16 protein-coding genes are annotated in these 15,580 nt (G+C 71.3%); 14 read left to right on the top strand and 2 right to left on the bottom strand.

Going from position 1 to position 15,580, the window contains the following annotated elements; all coding sequences use genetic code 11:
* The first annotated feature begins 31 nt into the window (after window positions 1–31).
* The 6 genes from pgeF to VG296_RS16715 all read left to right on the top strand — a co-directional run bounded on the left by pgeF (window position 32) and on the right by VG296_RS16715 (window position 5,931).
* Window positions 32–799: a peptidoglycan editing factor PgeF gene (gene pgeF, locus VG296_RS16740; RefSeq protein ID WP_325566664.1), complete on the top strand. Its 768-nt coding sequence runs from the start codon at window positions 32–34 to the stop codon at window positions 797–799.
* Window positions 799–1,545 (top strand): YggS family pyridoxal phosphate-dependent enzyme, encoded by a 747-nt coding sequence (locus VG296_RS16735; protein WP_325566663.1) that lies wholly within the window; start codon window positions 799–801, stop codon window positions 1,543–1,545. Before pgeF ends, VG296_RS16735 begins: the two co-directional genes overlap by 1 nt.
* A gap of 109 nt (window positions 1,546–1,654) precedes the next feature.
* Window positions 1,655–2,305: a cell division protein SepF gene (locus tag VG296_RS16730; RefSeq protein WP_325566662.1), complete on the top strand. Its 651-nt coding sequence runs from the start codon at window positions 1,655–1,657 to the stop codon at window positions 2,303–2,305.
* A 59-nt stretch (window positions 2,306–2,364) separates the two neighbouring features.
* Window positions 2,365–2,649, top strand: a complete 285-nt coding sequence (locus VG296_RS16725) for a YggT family protein (protein ID WP_325566661.1) — start codon at window positions 2,365–2,367, stop codon at window positions 2,647–2,649.
* 81 nt (window positions 2,650–2,730) lie between these two features.
* The gene (locus tag VG296_RS16720; protein ID WP_325566660.1) at window positions 2,731–3,867 is read left to right on the top strand and encodes a DivIVA domain-containing protein; all 1,137 of its coding nucleotides are present in this window, start codon (window positions 2,731–2,733) and stop codon (window positions 3,865–3,867) included.
* Between the two features lie 351 nt (window positions 3,868–4,218).
* Window positions 4,219–5,931: a serine/threonine-protein kinase gene (locus VG296_RS16715; RefSeq protein ID WP_325566659.1), complete on the top strand. Its 1,713-nt coding sequence runs from the start codon at window positions 4,219–4,221 to the stop codon at window positions 5,929–5,931.
* Between the two features lie 49 nt (window positions 5,932–5,980).
* Here the strand turns inward: VG296_RS16715 and ileS are convergent, their stop codons facing one another.
* Entirely contained in the window at window positions 5,981–9,139 is a 3,159-nt protein-coding gene (gene ileS / locus VG296_RS16710) for an isoleucine--tRNA ligase (RefSeq protein WP_325566658.1), read from the bottom strand.
* Window positions 9,140–9,442: 303 nt separating this feature from the next.
* Here ileS and VG296_RS16705 point away from each other — a divergent pair, with 303 nt between their 5' ends.
* From VG296_RS16705 to ybaK, 8 genes are all read left to right on the top strand, one after another.
* A complete protein-coding gene (locus VG296_RS16705; RefSeq protein WP_325566657.1) occupies window positions 9,443–9,745 on the top strand; it encodes a DUF167 domain-containing protein in 303 nt (100 codons plus the stop codon).
* A gap of 260 nt (window positions 9,746–10,005) precedes the next feature.
* A complete protein-coding gene (locus VG296_RS16700; protein ID WP_325566656.1) occupies window positions 10,006–10,572 on the top strand; it encodes a TraR/DksA family transcriptional regulator in 567 nt (188 codons plus the stop codon).
* Window positions 10,573–10,640: 68 nt separating this feature from the next.
* A complete protein-coding gene (gene lspA / locus VG296_RS16695; RefSeq protein WP_325566655.1) occupies window positions 10,641–11,258 on the top strand; it encodes a signal peptidase II in 618 nt (205 codons plus the stop codon).
* A gap of 47 nt (window positions 11,259–11,305) precedes the next feature.
* Window positions 11,306–12,253, top strand: coding sequence for an RluA family pseudouridine synthase (locus tag VG296_RS16690; RefSeq protein ID WP_325566654.1), 948 nt, complete (start codon window positions 11,306–11,308; stop codon window positions 12,251–12,253).
* A gap of 44 nt (window positions 12,254–12,297) precedes the next feature.
* Window positions 12,298–13,302 carry an NADP-dependent oxidoreductase gene (locus VG296_RS16685; protein ID WP_325566653.1) on the top strand — a complete coding sequence of 335 codons (1,005 nt, stop codon included), beginning with the start codon at window positions 12,298–12,300 and terminating at the stop codon, window positions 13,300–13,302.
* A 101-nt stretch (window positions 13,303–13,403) separates the two neighbouring features.
* Entirely contained in the window at window positions 13,404–13,652 is a 249-nt protein-coding gene (locus tag VG296_RS16680) for a hypothetical protein (RefSeq protein ID WP_325566652.1), read from the top strand.
* A gap of 67 nt (window positions 13,653–13,719) precedes the next feature.
* Window positions 13,720–14,352: a hypothetical protein gene (locus tag VG296_RS16675; RefSeq protein ID WP_325566651.1), complete on the top strand. Its 633-nt coding sequence runs from the start codon at window positions 13,720–13,722 to the stop codon at window positions 14,350–14,352.
* 9 nt (window positions 14,353–14,361) lie between these two features.
* The gene (gene ybaK / locus VG296_RS16670; RefSeq protein WP_325566650.1) at window positions 14,362–14,859 is read left to right on the top strand and encodes a Cys-tRNA(Pro) deacylase; all 498 of its coding nucleotides are present in this window, start codon (window positions 14,362–14,364) and stop codon (window positions 14,857–14,859) included.
* A 15-nt stretch (window positions 14,860–14,874) separates the two neighbouring features.
* Here the strand turns inward: ybaK and VG296_RS16665 are convergent, their stop codons facing one another.
* Entirely contained in the window at window positions 14,875–15,537 is a 663-nt protein-coding gene (locus VG296_RS16665) for an LON peptidase substrate-binding domain-containing protein (RefSeq protein WP_325566649.1), read from the bottom strand.
* Between the last annotated feature and the right edge of the window lie 43 nt (window positions 15,538–15,580).

Here is a 15,580-nt window from a genome sequence, read left to right as displayed (position 1 = left end):
GGCCGGGCCCGCCGGCGGATAGGCTCCAGGTGTGGAGATCTTCAGGCACGGCCGGGTTCGCCTCGCCTTCTCGGACCGGCACGGCGGCGTCAGCGCGGCGCCCTACGGTTCGCTCAATCTCGCCGACCACGTCGGCGACGATCCGGCGGCGGTCCGGCGCAACCGCGAGCTCGCCGCGACCGGGCTCGGGCTCGATCCCGAGCGCGTGGTCTATCTGACGCAGGTTCACGGGGCCGAGGTGGTCCTGGCCCGCGAGCCCTGGGACGACGGGGAGCGGCCCGAGGCGGACGCCGGCCTCACCGACGTGCCCGGCCTGGGCCTGGCGATCATGGTCGCCGACTGCACCCCGGTCCTGCTGGCCGATCCCGCGGCCGGGATCATCGCCACCGCGCACGCGGGGCGTCCCGGGATGGCCGCCGGGGTGGTGCCCGCGACCGTCGCGAGGATGGCCTCGCTCGGCGCCGAACCCTCCCGGATCATCGCGTACACCGGGCCGGCCGTGTGCGGATCCTGCTACGAGGTGCCGGAGACGATGCGCGCGCACGTCGCCGAACGGGTGCCGGAATCCTTCGCCACGACCGGCTGGGGCACGCCGTCCGTGGACGTCCCCGGCGGGGTCTGGGCGCAGTTGCGCGCCGCCGGGATCACCCCGGAGCACAGCCACCGCTCCGAGATCTGCGCGATGGAGTCGAAGGATCACTACTCCTACCGGCGCGAGGGCGTGACCGGCCGCTTCGCCGGATTCATCTGGATGACCGCGGACACTGGAACCGCGGACACCGAGACCCGAGCCTCCTGATGGCGGATCGGGCCGCGGAGATCGCCGCGAACCTGACCGCCGTCAACGAGCGGATCTCCGCGGCTTGCGCCGCCGCCGGCCGCGACGCCGGGAAGGTGACGCTCGTCGCCGTCACCAAGTTCCGTCCGGCCTCGGATGTGCTCCACCTGCTTCGCCTCGGCCAGACCGTGTTCGGCGAGAACCGGGACCAGGAGGCGTCGGCGAAGGCGGCGCAGGTGGCCGCGGAACGCGCCGCGGATTTTACCGACGCGGCGTCGGATCCCAAGCCCGAATGGCACTTCATCGGACAGCTCCAGACGAACAAGGTCAAATCAGTCGTCTCCTATGCCGACGCCGTCGAGTCGGTCGATCGGCTCTCTCTCGTCACCGCGCTGGACAGGGCCGCGTTCCGCGCCGAACGCCGGATCCGCGCGTTCGTGCAGGTCAATCTGGACCTCGAGGCCGTGCGCGACGGATCGGGGCGGGGCGGCGCGCATCCGGACGAGGTGCTCGAAATCGCTGACGCGGTGGCCGGATCCGACGCGTTGGCGCTGGCCGGGCTGATGGCGGTGGCCCCGCTCGGCGTGCCGCCGGAGCCCGCATTCGAGCGCCTCGGCGACCTTGCCGCGCAACTGCGTGGAATCCATGCTGATGCCGTGTCACTCTCGGCGGGGATGAGTGGAGATCTCGAAGCGGCCGTCGCCGCGGGTGCGACACACGTCCGCATCGGGACCGCGTTGCTCGGCGGCAGGCCTCCGCTGCGGTAACGTCGTGATTTGAGTGGGTTTCATGAGTAAAGCCGATCAGCCGCTGACTCAGACAGTGAATGTCAGCAGTCGCAGGCGTGCGGACCAGGATTAGACGGAAGGACGGGTCATGCCCGGTTTCATCAAGAAGACGGCCGTCTACCTCGGTCTGTCCGAGGGGGAGGACCCCTACGCGTACGAGGACGAGGACTACGAGTCCGCCGAGCCCGCGGAGGCGCACGCCGAGCAGGCCGAGGAGGAGCGCGAGGAGGAGTTCGTCCCGCGCTTCGCCCAGCAGCCGCCGCGCTACAGCGAGCCCGCGGCGCCGCGCCAGGCGCCGCCCTCGGCCGCCGAGCAGGAGGTGCGGCCGCTGTTCCTGGCCGAGCAGACCCGGCGCTCGAACGTCCCGGTGCCGGCGCGGCAGCCCTCGGCCTCGATCCGGCCGACCACGGTGGCGGTGCTGCCGGATTCCTACGAGCGCAACGGATCCGGCGCCGGCGAGCCGTACCGGATCACCACGCTGCACCCGCAGCGCTACGACGACGCGCGCACCATCGGCGAGCACTTCCGCGACGGCACCCCGGTCATCATGAACCTGAGCGAGATGGGCGACCCGGACGCGAAGCGGCTGGTCGACTTCGCGGCAGGCTTGGTTTTCGGCCTGCGGGGAAGCATCGAGAGAGTGACACAGAAGGTCTTTCTGCTGTCACCTGCTAACGTCGATGTGACGGCCGAGGACAAGGCCCGCATCGCAGAAGGCGGGTTCTTCAACCAGAGCTGACCGACGGTGTCCGACCGGACGCCGCGGGTGACTGCGGTCCGGAAGGAACGGTGCGGCGGATGCACGTGGCGATCCAAGTGATCACGGTTGTGCTCTGGGTCTACTGGATCCTGCTCATGTTCCGGCTCGTGATGACGTGGGTTTTCCAATTCGCCCGCTCGTACGACCCACGCGGTGTCATGCTGGTAGCCGTGGAGTCCGCCTACACCGCCACCGATCCGCCGCTGAAGTTTCTGCGGCGGTACATCCCGCCGTTGCGGATCGGCGGTCTGGCGCTCGACCTGGCGTTCTTGCTGTTAGTGATCATCCTGTTCCTGGCGATCCAGTTCGTGGGAACGATCTGAGCGACGATCTGACGATACATAACAGCCAGGACACGAGATATTGTCTGTCCGGTACGCCGACGACCACGCCGAGGTGAAGAGATGCCGTTGACCCCCGAGGATGTGCACAACAAGCAGTTCACGACCGTCCGCCTCCGCGAGGGCTACGACGAAGAAGAAGTCGATGCCTTCCTGGATGAGGTGGAGGCGGAGCTGACCCGTCTGCTGCGGGAGAACGAGGAGCTGCGCGCCAAGCTGGCGGCGGCGACTCGCGCCGCGGCCCAGGCCCAGCAACAGGCGCAGCAGGCCCAGCAGCAGGCGCAGGCCGCGCAGCAGTCCGGTCCGATGGATCGGGGTGGGCCTGGCCCGATGGATCGCCCGCCGATGGATCGCGCTCCGGTACCCATGGACCGGATGCCGCAGCGTCGCGAGCCGCAGCCCATACCTCCGCAGCTGCCCGCCCCGATGCCGATGGCCATGGCGGTGCCGCAGCAGCCCCAGTACCCGCAGGTGCAGCCGGGCGGCGACTCCGCCGCGCGCGTGCTGGCGCTGGCGCAGCAGACGGCCGACCAGGCGATCGCCGAGGCGCGCAACGAGGCCAACAAGATCGTCGGCGAGGCGCGCACCCGGGCCGACGGGCTCGAGCGCGAGGCCCGCAACAAGGCCGAGGCCCTGGAGCGGGACGCGCAGGAGAAGCACCGCGTCGCGATGGGCACGCTGGAGCAGGCCCGTGCCTCGCTCGAGCGCAAGGTCGAGGACCTGCGCGCCTTCGAGCGCGAGTACCGGCAGCGGCTCAAGTCGTACCTGGAGAGCCAGATGCGCCAGCTCGAGTCGAACAGCAGCGAGGACTCGGCGCTGGCCCGCAGCTCCGGCTCGTCCTACTCGGGTGGCGGCGTGCCGCAGCTCGGTCCGGGCAGCTCGGCGTCGGCTGCGCCCCCGCAGGCTCCGCCCCAGCAGCAGCAGCCCCAGTCCATGCCCGGCATGGGCGGCCTGAACTCCTCCGGCATCGGCATGGTTCCGGGCATGGGGCAGTCCGGCTCGCAGCCGAGCTACGCCGCGGCGGCGCCGAACCCGGGCATGCCCGGGCAGGCTCCTGCCATGGCCGGCTCCTCGATGAGCCAGATGACCCAGACGATGGCCCCGATCCGGCCCGGTGTCCCGCCGCAGCCGAACCCGGGCTTCCCGCCGACCCCGTCCCCGATGCGCGGCTTCCTGATCGACGAGGACGCCGACAGCTGAGGCCGCGCGACGCGGACAGTACCCGTGGACGAGCTCATGGACGAGGACGCCGACAGCCGAGGCCGCGCGATGCGGACTCCGCTCGTGGGCGTGGACCCCGACTCCTGACGGCTGAGGCTCCCATCTGGTTCCATCTCGCGGCGTGAGGCGTACGCTCCGGTGGCCCGCGGTCCGGCGTGGTGCCGCGGCTCCCGGAGGTCAGGCTCGCCGCATGACGGGATACGGTTCGGAATGCGGTTTCTGACCCCACGTCAATACTAGCCGTAGCCATGGTCTCACGGGTAGTGCTCATACTCCCATACAGAGTGCGCCCCCTGGCGCACTAGGGCGCGCGACTGCTTGACTGCCGGTGTGGGGCAGGAGACGGTCGCCGAGTGGCGCGCGGCGCTCGCGGTGGCGAGTGCGGGATACACCGCGTCCTCGGTACGCCCGTTGCGGGCCAGCGACCCGGCTCAGGTGGGCCCGTACCGCCTTGAGGCGGTCCTCGGGCAGGGCGGCATGGGCCGGGTGTTCCTGGCCCGGCAGGAGGGCGCGGCTGACGCGGCCGCGGTCGCCCTGAAAGTGCTCTCGCAGACCGGCGACGCGACGGCGCGCGCACGGTTCCGGCGGGAGTTGGCGGCCGCGCGGCGGGTCGAGGGCGACGGCACGGCCCGGGTGCTGGACGGAGATCCGGACGCCGACCCGCCCTGGTTGGCCACCGAGTACATCGACGGCCCGACGCTGGATCGCCTGGTCGCCGAACGTGGTCCGCTCTCTGTGCGGGCCGCGGCGGGGCTCGCGGTCGGCGTGGCCGGCGCGTTGTCCACGATCCACACCGCGGGCGTGGTGCACCGCGATCTCAAGCCCGCGAACATCATCCTGGCACCGGACGGCCCGCGCGTCGTCGACTTCGGCATCGCCCGAACCGCGGACGCCACCACCCTCAGCGTGTCCGGCTGGACCATGGGCACGCCCGGCTACATGGCGCCGGAGCAGATCGCCGACCCGCGCTCCGTCGGCCCGGCCGTGGACGTCTTCGCACTCGGCGCGGTGCTCGTCTTCGCCACCACCGCCCTCTCGCCGTACTCCGGCGGTGACGCGGCCACGGTCATCTACCGCATCGTGCACGGCGAACCGAACCTCGACGGCGTGCCGGACGAGCTGCGCGAGCTGGTCACCGCCTGCCTGGCGAAGAGCGCCGAGGACCGGCCGCGTCTCGAGGCGGTCGCCGCGACGGGCCTGCGCATCGTCGACCTCGCCCGGCAGAACGCCGCCGCGGCCCTTCCCGCCGAGCCGATCCTCCCGGACCCCACCCTGGTCGCCGCCGCGACCGTCATCACGCCCATCGCGCCCGTCACGCCGAGCAGGCCCGTCACCCCGCTGCCCGAGACCGGCGAACGCTCCGTCAGGCCGACCGCCGACAGCTTCCGAGCCCGACGGATACGCCGCGGCCCGCTCGGCCTGCTCGTCGCCTTGGTCGTCGCGGCGCTGGGCGTGACCAGTTGGTTCGCCGTCGCGGCGCTCGCCCGTCCGTCGCACGCCGCCACGGCGGGCACGACGACCCACTCCGCCACCGCCGGCGCGAAGAAGAACAACTCCGCGAGCAGCGTCTCCGCCTTCGCCGGGGGCACGGTCCTGGCCGGACCGGGCTGTGCGAGCTCGAAGTGGACTGTGTTTTCCATCACATCCGGCAGCCTGGAGACCGGGATCGCCGGCGGCGATCCGGCCTGCGGCGGCACGACGGACACCTTCCGCAAATCGGGCAATGCATCTGAATCCGGGTCAAGCGCGAACTGGGCCTTCGCCTTCAAGCGCCCGGTGACCTGCACGCTGCGGATCTACATCGCGAACGCGGACCCGTCCTCCGGCTTCGCCGTCTACAAGGTCACGGCGAACGGCCGGACGAACCGTTTCCGGGTGAGCCAAGCGGACAATAAGGGAAAATTCGCCGCCAATGCCGCCCTCGACGACCTCGCGGCCCCCGATGGTGTGATCAAGCTCACGCTGACCGATATCAGCGTCCTCACGGCGGATAAGAACCACGTGACCGCCTCGTCGGTCTCCGCCGCCTGTCGGCTCGGCTGAGTTCCGAGCTGACCGGCGGCGTGCGAGTTCCGGCGAATCCGGGCCCGGGTCAGCCGGCCTTCGCGACCGTGAACTCCAGGCCCAGCTCCTCGTCGCGGAAGGCCTCCGCGCCCAGCGACGCGCCGTGCGCGGCGAACTCGACGGCGAGCACCTCCTCCGCGATCGACGCCTGATGCGCCGTCAGGGCCGCGACGGTGTCGGCGTCGGAGGCGAACCAGCGCAGCGTGATCCGGTCCGAGACCTCGAGACCGCTGGTCTTGCGCGCCTCCTGGATCAGCCGCACGGCGTCGCGGGAGAGGCCGGCCAGCTTGAGCTCCGGAGTGATCGTCAGATCCAGCGCGACGGTCTCGCCGCCGGCGGTGGCGACCGCCCAGCCCTCCTGCGGGGTCTCGGTGACGATGACCTCCTCGGCCGTCACCTCGACCGGCTCGCCCTCGACCAGGACCGTGGCCACGCCGGCCGAGCGCAGCGCCGCCGCCAGTTCGGCCGCGTCCGCCGCCGCGATCGCGTTGGCCACCAGCGGAGTCCGCTTCGCGAAGCGCTTGCCGAGCGCGCGGAAGTTGCCCTTCGCGCTGTACTGCAGCAGGTCGCCCGCCGCGTCGCTGAGTGCGTCAGTGCTCTGCACGTTCAGTTCCTCGGCGATCTGCGCGCGCAGTTCCTCGCCCAGTTCGGCCCAGCCGTTCGCACCGACCAGGGCCCGGCCGAGCAGCTGCCGGGTCCGCACCGAGGACTCGGCACGCGTGGCCCGGCCCAGCTCGACCAGCCGTCGCACCATCGCCATCTGGGCCGCCAGCCGGTCGTCGATCACCGCTTCGTCGGCCACCGGCCACGCGGCCAGGTGCACCGACTCCGGGGCGTCCGGGGAGACCGGGCGCACCACGTCCTGCCAGACCCGCTCGGTGATGAACGGCACCAGCGGGGCCATCAGCCGGGTGAGCGTGTCCAGCACGGTGTGCAGGGTGGCCAGGGCCGCGGGCTCCGCCTTCCAGAACCGCCGCCGGGACCGCCGCACGTACCAGTTCGACAGGTCCTCGACGAAGGTCGCGAGCAGCTTGCCGGTCTGCTGGGTGTCGAAGTCCTCCAGCGCCGCGTCCACGTCGCGCACCAGCCGGTTCAGCTCGGAGAGCACCCAGCGGTCCAGCACCGGCCGCTCGGCCGGCGCCGGGTCGCCCGGCGACGGCGTCCAGTCCCCGGCCCGCGCGTAGAGCACCTGGAAGGCCACGGTGCTCCAGTAGGTGCCCAGCGTCTTGCGCACGACCTCCTGGATGGTCCCGTCGCCCACCCGGCGCGCCGACCACGGCGAGCCGCCCGCCAGCATGAACCAGCGCAGCGGGTCCGCGCCGTGCCGGTCCATCAGCGGGATCGGCTCCAGGATGTTGCCCAGGTGCTTGGACATCTTCCGGCCGTCCTCGGCCATGATGTGCCCGAGACACAGCACGTTTCGATACGAGGACTGATCGAAGACCAGCGTGCCGATCGCCATCAGCGTGTAGAACCAGCCGCGCGTCTGGTCGATGGCCTCGCAGATGAAGTCCGCGGGGTACGAGGCCTGGAACTCGTCGACCGAGCCGTCCAGGTGCGGATAGCCGAGCTGCGCGAACGGCATCGACCCGGCGTCGTACCAGCAGTCGATGACCTCGGGCACCCGCTCGGCCGTGGCGCCGCACGCCGCGTCGCCGTCCTTCGAGGGGCAGGGGAAGGAGACCTCGTCGATGAACGGCCGGTGCGGATCCAGGCCGGCCAGGTCGCGACCGGCCAGCGCGCCGAGCTCGCTCAGCGAACCGACGCACGTCAGGTGCCCCTCGGCGCAGCGCCAGATCGGCAGCGGCGTGCCCCAGTACCGGTTACGCGACAGCGCCCAGTCGATGTTGTTGTTCAGCCAGTCGCCGTACCGGCCGTGCTTGACGTTCTCCGGGTACCAGTTCGTCGCCTCGTTCTCCCGGAGCAGGGCGTCCTTGACGGCCGTGGTGCGGATGTACCACGACGGCTGCGCGTAGTAGAGCAGCGCGGTGTGGCAGCGCCAGCAGTGCGGGTAGGAGTGCTCGTATTCGAGGTGCCGGAACAGCACGCCGCGGTCACGCATGTCCGCGACCAGCCGCTCGTCGGCCTTCTTGAAGAACACGCCGCCGACCAGCGGCACCGACTCGTCGAAGGTGCCGTCCGGGCGCACCGGGTTGACTACCGGCAGGCCGTAGTTCCGGCTCACTCGGAGGTCGTCCTCACCGAACGCCGGTGCCTGGTGCACCAGGCCGGTGCCGTCCTCCGTGGTCACGTAGCCGTCGAGCACGACGTAGTGCGTCGGCACGTCGGCCGGGAACTCGACCAGCTCGAACGGACGCTGATAGGACCAGCGCTCCATCTCGCGGCCGGAGTACGACGCGCCGACCTGCTCCCAGCCCTCGCCGAGCGCCTTCTCGACCAGCGGCTCGGCCACGACCACCGTCTCGTTGCCGTTGCTCACGGCCACGTAGGTCACGTCGGGGTGCACGGCGACCGCGGTGTTCGACGGCAGCGTCCACGGCGTCGTCGTCCACACCAGCAGCGCGGCCGCGCCGGCGAGCGGGCCGGAGGTCAGCGGCATCCGCACGTACACGGACGGATCGACGATCGTCTCGTAGCCCTGCGCGAGTTCGTGGTCTGAGAGGCCGGTGCCGCAGCGCGGGCAGTAGGGCGCCACGCGGTGGTCCTGGACGAGCAGGCCCTTGTCGAAGATCTGCTTGAGCGACCACCACACCGACTCGATGTAGGACGGGTTCATGGTCCAGTAGGCCTTGGACAGGTCCACCCAGTAGCCCATGCGCTCGGTGAGCTTCTCGAACTCGTCGACGTGCCGCTCGACCGACGCGCGGCACTTGGCGTTGAACTCGGCGATGCCGTACGCCTCGATGTCCTTCTTGCCGGTGAAGCCCAGCTCCTTCTCCACCGCGAGCTCGACCGGCAGGCCGTGGCAGTCCCAGCCGCCCTGCCGCTCGACGCGGTAGCCCTTCATCGTCTTGAAGCGCGGGAAGACGTCCTTGAACACGCGCGCCTCGACGTGGTGCGTGCCGGGCATGCCGTTCGCGGTCGGCGGGCCCTCGTAGAAGGTCCAGCGCGGTCCGTCCGCCGTCGCCTCGAGGGACTTGCGGAACACGGACTCCTGGCGCCAAAGGTCGAGCACCTCGTGTTCGAGGGTGACCAGGTCCGCCTTGGCGGGTACGGGGCGGTACATCGGCGGGTCCCTCCGCGGCTCGTCGTATGCTGCGAAGGCCCTGGCCTCGCGCAGCACCGGTCACGAAGGGACGAGCGCTCGTCGGCAGACGGCGTCCCGCGGTACCACCCTCCTTGGCGCGGTTCCCGCTCGGGGAACTCACACCCACTCAACTCGCGGAAAGGCCGGTTCTACTGAGGAGCCCGCGCGGGGGTCCCGTTCTTCCGGCGGCTCGGGGGTGATGGCCCCTTCGTCGCCGACTCGATCCGCAGGGCTCCAGTGTACGGCTTCGCGGACGTGGTCTCATTCGGTTAAATCGATACCGTGATCTCCGCCGTGCCGCCCGCCGCCCCTCCCGTCAAGATCCCCATCCGGGTGAAGCCGGGCTCGGCGCGCGCCAGGGTGGGCGGATCGTACGGGGACAAGGGGGCGCTCGTCGTGGCAGTGACGGAGCGCGCGGTGGACGGGCGCGCCACCGCCGCCGCGCTCCGGGCGGTGGCCGCGGCGCTCGGGGTCCGCCGTTCGGCCGTCAGCCTGCACAGCGGCGCCACCAGCAGGGACAAGGTGCTGCTCGTCGAGGACCCGCCGGCCGACCTCGTGACCAGGCTCGACATGCTTCGGGGTTGAAGTAGCCGGTTTACCATGCGAAACCGCATGGTCACCGGGCGTACTGTCAGCCGGTCGGCCCAGCGATCGGCCGGAAAAGATCTTCACCGTTCCGTGATTAGCGCTTCGCCGGGCCGGGCACCAATCTGCCGCGTAACCCGTTATGCGGAATGGGTGAACGACGCAACCGCGTTGGACCTACCCGCAGCCCGGCCGGCCCACCGCGGATCCGCTGGTGGTGACCGGTCCTTTTGATCCGATCCGAGAGCGAGGGATGCACCTTGAGCACCACCGCGCGTACCACCGCCACCCCGGCGGCCTCGTCGCCCGCAGCCAAGACCGCGAAGAAGGCGCCCGCGGCCAAGTCCGCCGCGCGCCCGGCGACCAAGGCGCCCGCAGCCCGCGCCCCGCGCACCCCCGCTCGCACCACCGGGACCAAGACCAAGGCGGGGATCGAGTCGCTGCCGGTCCGCCCCGGCGAGGATCCGTGGACCGCCGAGGAGATCGCCGAGGTCGAGGCCGACCTGCGCGCCGAGGTCGACCGGCTGCGCGCCGACGTCGTCTCCGCCGACCAGGCGCTCGGCGACCTGCTGCGCGACGCGGGCACCGGGGCCGGCGACGACCAGGCCGACACCAGCTCGAAGAACTTCGAGCGCGAGCACGAGATGTCCATCGCGAACAACGCCCGCGACATGCTGGTGCAGTCCGAGCGCGCCCTCGCGCGCATCGCGGCCGGCACCTACGGCGTGTGCGAGTCGTGCGGCGAGGGCGTCGGCAAGGCCCGCCTGCAGGTGTTCCCGCGCGCGACCCTCTGCAAGGACTGCAAGGAGAAGCAGGAGCGGCGCTAGTCGTAGTCACCGGCCGGGCGTCACGCATCGTGGTGCCCGGCCGACCGTGAACGTTGTAGGGTCGCCGGGTGGAAACAGCACAGGAGGACGCGGACCGCGCGTCCCGCGGCGAGCGCGAGCCCTCCTCGTCACCCGAGGCACCCGAGACCGCCGACGCGGCCCCGGCCCGGCGCCGGATCGGCATCCTGCTCGTCGTCGCCGCGGTCGTCTACGCGCTCGACGTCGTGACGAAGCTGCTGGTGGTGGCCAAGCTCACCCCCGGCCAGCCGGTGCACGTGCTCGGCTCCTTCCTGCAGCTGACCTACACCCGCAACTCGGGCGCCGCCTTCTCCATCGGCTGGGGCTACACCGCGGTCTTCTCGCTCATCGCGGTGGGTGTCATCCTCGTCATCCTGCGGCTGGCCCGCAGCCTCTACAGCGCACCCTGGGCGCTGGCCCTCGGCCTGCTGCTCGGCGGCGCGATCGGCAACCTCACCGACCGGATCGCGCGCGCCCCCGGCCTGTTCCGCGGCTGGGTGGTGGACTTCATCCAGTTCCCGCACTTCGCGATCTTCAACGTCGCCGACTCCGCGATCACCTGCGGCGGCGTCCTGATGGTGCTGCTCGCCTTCCGCGGCCTGCACCCGGACGGCACCGACGAGCGCAAGGCCCCGCCGGCCGGGGATTCCGACTCCGACCAGGACTGAGCGGGCGGCGGCTGAGCGATCGCTTAGTTTGCCGGTATCCTGGACGGGTGACCTCCAGCCAGTCCCGCTCCCTGCCCATTCCCGACGGCCTGCACGGCGAGCGGGTGGACGCCGCGTTGGCCCGGATGTTCGGGCTGTCCAGGACGAAGGCGGCGGAGCTGGCCGAGCAGGGCCTGGTCTCGATCGACTTCAAGCCCGCGGGCAAGTCGGAGAAGGTGCGCGGCGGCGCGTGGCTCGAGGTCGAGCTCCCGCCCCCGCCCGGCGCCGCGACCTTCGACGCGGCGGCGATCGCCGAGCCGGTGCCCGGGATGCGCATCGTGCACGACGACGACGACATCGTGGTCGTGGACAAGCCGGTGGGCGTCGCGGCGCACCCGAGTCCGGGCTGGACCGGCACCACGGTCGTCGGCGGGCTGGCCGCCGCCGGATACCGCATCTCGACCTCCGGCGCGGCCGAGCGGCAGGGCGTGGTGCACCGGCTGGACGTCGGGACCTCGGGCCTGATGGTCGTCGCCAAATCAGAGCACGCATACTCGGTGCTCAAGGACGCCTTCCGCGAGCGCACCGTGGACAAGCGGTACAACGCGCTGGTGCAGGGCTACCCGGACCCGATGAGCGGCACCATCGACGCGCCGATCGGCCGGCACCCGAAGCTCGACTACAAGTGGGCGGTGACCGCCGACGGCAAGGACTCGGTCACCCATTACGACACCATCGAGGCGTACCGCCGGGCGACGCTGCTCGACATCAAGCTGGAAACCGGCCGCACACACCAGATCCGCGTGCACATGTCCGCGCTGCACCACCCGTGCGTCGGCGACCTGACCTACGGCGCCGACCCCAAGCTCGCCCAGCAGCTCGGGCTCGCCCGGCAGTGGCTGCACGCCGCGCGCCTCGGCTTCGCGCACCCGGCCACCGGCGAGCACGTCGAGTTCGCCTCGCCGTATCCCGAGGACCTGCAGCGCGCCCTCGACCTGATCGCCGCCGAGAGCTGATCTCCGGCACACACCCCCGCACGACCGCGAAGGAGCGTCCCCGCATGAGCACCGTCAGCCGCGAAGTCCACCTCGTCCGCCGCCCGCAAGGCGAACCGGTCCAGGACGACTTCTCCCTCGTCGAGACCACGGTCGGCGCACCCGAGCAGGGCCGGGTCGTCGTGCGCAACGAATGGCTCTCGGTGGACCCGTACATGCGCGGCCGGATGAACGACGTGAAGTCCTACGTGCCGCCGTTCCAGCTCGGCGCCCCGATGGAGGGCGGCGCGATCGGCACGGTCGTCGAGTCCGCGGACGAGTCGCTCCCGGTCGGCACGACCGTGCTGCACATGGCCGGCTGGCGCGAGTACGCGAACATCCCCGCCAAGCACGCGCAGATCGTGAACACGGAGATCGCCCCCGCCCAGGCGTACCTCGGCGTGCTCGGCACCACCGGCCTGACCGCGTACGCCGGCCTGGTGGAGGTCGCCCCGGTCAAGGAGGGCGACGTGGTCTTCATCTCCGGCGCCGCGGGCGCGGTCGGCTCGGTGGCCGGGCAGGTCGCCAGGAAGCTGGGCGCCGCCAAGGTGATCGGCTCGGCGGGCGGCCCGGAGAAGGCCAAGCGGCTGACCGACGAGTACGGGTTCGACGTCGCCATCGACTACCGGCTCGGCAACCTCGAGGCGCAGCTGAAGGCCGCCGCGCCGGAGGGCATCGACGTGTACTTCGACAACGTCGGCGGCGAGCACCTGCGCGCGGCGATCGCCCGGGCGAACCTCGGCGGCCGGATCGCGCTGTGCGGCGCGATCTCCCAGTACAACGCCACCACGCCGGTGCCCGGCCCGGACAACCTGGCCTTGGCGATCGGCAAGCGGCTGACCCTGCGCGGCTTCATCGTCATGGACCACATGCACCTCGTCCCGACCTGGATTCCTCAGGCGGCGCAGTGGCTCAAGGACGGCGAGCTGCGCGCCGAGGAGACCGTCGTTGAGGGGGTCGACCACGCCGTCGACGCGTTCCTCGGCGTGCTCCGCGGCGCCAACACCGGCAAGATGCTGATCCGGCTCTGATCCCGCTCTGATCCCGCTCTGACCTGGCGTTCGATCGGCTGCGGAAGATTTCACCTCCCGGGCCTTGCGGCTTTCGCGGGCCCGGGACGATAGTCCCCTCCATGCCGCGCATCGAGATCGAGGACCTGAGCGAGGACACGTACGAGGCGCTGGAGCGGCTGGCTTTCGCCGCGGGCCAGAGCGTCTCGCAGTACGTCCGCGCCCTGGTGCTGCGCGAGGCCCGGCAGCACTCCGGCGCCCCCGCGCACTCCGCGCTCTTCGATCCGGCGAGGCAGCGGCGCACCCAGCACGCGTTCAGCGAGGCCCCGGCCGACTCGCGCGATGCCCGAGAGCGCTGGCGCGACCTGTAAGCGCGTCAGTCGCTCGTCTGATCGCCCCGACGAGACACCGCATGGCGGCTGTGAAACAGTGTCGTCGATGAGTATCGAGATATCACCGACGTTGCCCGCGTACGACACCGGAAAGCCCTGGTGGCGCGGCGAGGCGTACAGCGCGCTGCTGCTCGGCGCGCTCTCGATGATCGCCGGTGTCCTGGTGGCCGTGATCTGGCGGGCGGTCGCGCCGATGGTGCAGGGCGTGGTGAGCATCTCGAACGGCCAGAAGTCCGCGTACTACGCGAACCCGGAGACCAAGGGCTTCGTCGGGCAGGACGGCACCTTCGGCATCTGCGGCGCCGTCGCCGCCATCCTGCTCGCGGTCGCCGCCTTCCTCTGGTGCCGCCGCCGCGGCCCGATCGGCGCGGCGCTCGCGCTGGCCGGCGCGGGAGTCGGCGCGGCCTACTTCGCCGCCTGGTTCGGCACCTGGCTCGGCCCGGGCCGCGGTTCGATCGTCGCCGCCGCGAAGAACGTGCCCAACAACGGCACCTTCGACCTGCCGCTGCAGATCGGCGCGACCGGCGTCATCTGGCTCTGGCCCGCGATCGCGGTCGGCCTGTACTTCCTGCTGATGCTCATCTTCGGCCCGGGCGACGAGGCCGAGGAGCAGTTCCCGCAGTGGGCTGATCCGGTCGACCTGACCGCCCCCGGGCCGGGGGACCCCGCCGCCCGGTAGCCTTGCGCCGTGGCGAGGAATTCCAAGGCGGCGAGTGCCGGCACCCCGGCGACGGTGGTGTTGACGAAGGCGAACGTGCCGTTCACGGCGTACAGCTACGACCACGACCCCGCCAGCGGTTCCTTCGGCACCGAGGCGGCCGAGGCCATGGGCGTCGCCCCCGAGCGCGTGTTCAAGACCCTGCTCGCCGACGTCGACGGCAAGCTCACGGTCGCCGTCGTCCCCGTCTCCGGCTCGCTCGACCTCAAGGCCCTCGCCAGTGCGGTCGGCGGCAAGAAGGCCGCCATGGCCGACCCGGCCGCGGCCGAGCGCACCACCGGCTACGTCCTCGGCGGCATCTCGCCGCTCGGCCAGCGCAAGCAGTTGCGCACCGTCGTCGACGAGTCCGCGCTCGGCTTCGAGACCGTCTTCTGCTCCGGCGGACGACGTGGCTTCGAGGTCGAACTCGCTCCGGGGGATCTTGTTCGGCTGACGGCGGCGGTCACGGCGTCGATCGGACGCGGCTGATCCCGGATATTCCGGCTAATCCCGCTTCAGTAGGTCCACTGCGGGCAGCGAGCGCAACTCCTGGATCAGCAGCGATTCACGCCGGAGCAACGCCTGCTCCCGCCGCAGCCGGGTGGCCGTGTCCGCGGCGGCGAGCAGCGAGTGCTTCTCCCGCACGTCGATGATCATCGTCGCGGCGATCAGGTACGACAGCACGTTCGCGTCGTCCGGCAACTGCGGCAGCGGGCCGACGCGGACGCCGCGCAGACCGGAGAGCGCGCGCTGGTAGGCGAGGAACTGGGCGGTGGCCGGGGTGCGCAGCGAGTCCGCGTCCTCGCCGGGGGTGTCGGCCAGGAACTCCACCTCGCCGATCGGGTACGGCGAGCCGCCCAGGTCCACGGACAGCACCCGGAAGCGCTCGACGCCCGTGGTGACCAGCGAGTACGAGCCGTCGTCGGCCGCGTCCACCGCGGACATCTGCGCGGAGCAGCCGTACTCGTAGACGCTGCGCACGTTCCCCTCGCCCACCTCGCGCCCGTCCTTGATGGCGACCACGCCGAAGCGCTGGTCGAGTCCCTCGGGCAGCGCCTGCAGGTCCTCCACCAGTTGGCGGTATCGCGGTTCGAATACCCGGAGCGGCATGACCACCCCGGGGAAGAGCACTGACCCGAGCGGGAAGAGGGGCAGCGTCGTCGGCATACGCATAGCCTAGAGGCTTGGCAGCCCAGCATCTGGATATGGC

The sequence above is a fragment of the Actinospica sp. genome (assembly GCF_035552695.1).
GTDB lineage: Bacteria > Actinomycetota > Actinomycetes > Streptomycetales > Catenulisporaceae > Actinospica.
This window is presented reverse-complemented; position numbering and strand designations above follow the sequence as displayed.

Coding starts and splice junctions, on each gene's coding strand:
- VG296_RS16735 (WP_325566663.1), top strand. CDS start 799: ATGGCGGATCGGGCCGCGGAGATCGCCGCGAACCTGACCGCCGTCAAC.
- VG296_RS16730 (WP_325566662.1), top strand. CDS start 1,655: ATGCCCGGTTTCATCAAGAAGACGGCCGTCTACCTCGGTCTGTCCGAG.
- VG296_RS16725 (WP_325566661.1), top strand. CDS start 2,365: ATGCACGTGGCGATCCAAGTGATCACGGTTGTGCTCTGGGTCTACTGG.
- VG296_RS16720 (WP_325566660.1), top strand. CDS start 2,731: ATGCCGTTGACCCCCGAGGATGTGCACAACAAGCAGTTCACGACCGTC.
- ileS (WP_325566658.1), bottom strand. CDS start 9,139: ATGTACCGCCCCGTACCCGCCAAGGCGGACCTGGTCACCCTCGAACAC.
- VG296_RS16685 (WP_325566653.1), top strand. CDS start 12,298: ATGAGCACCGTCAGCCGCGAAGTCCACCTCGTCCGCCGCCCGCAAGGC.
- VG296_RS16680 (WP_325566652.1), top strand. CDS start 13,404: ATGCCGCGCATCGAGATCGAGGACCTGAGCGAGGACACGTACGAGGCG.
- VG296_RS16675 (WP_325566651.1), top strand. CDS start 13,720: ATGAGTATCGAGATATCACCGACGTTGCCCGCGTACGACACCGGAAAG.
- VG296_RS16665 (WP_325566649.1), bottom strand. CDS start 15,537: ATGCCGACGACGCTGCCCCTCTTCCCGCTCGGGTCAGTGCTCTTCCCC.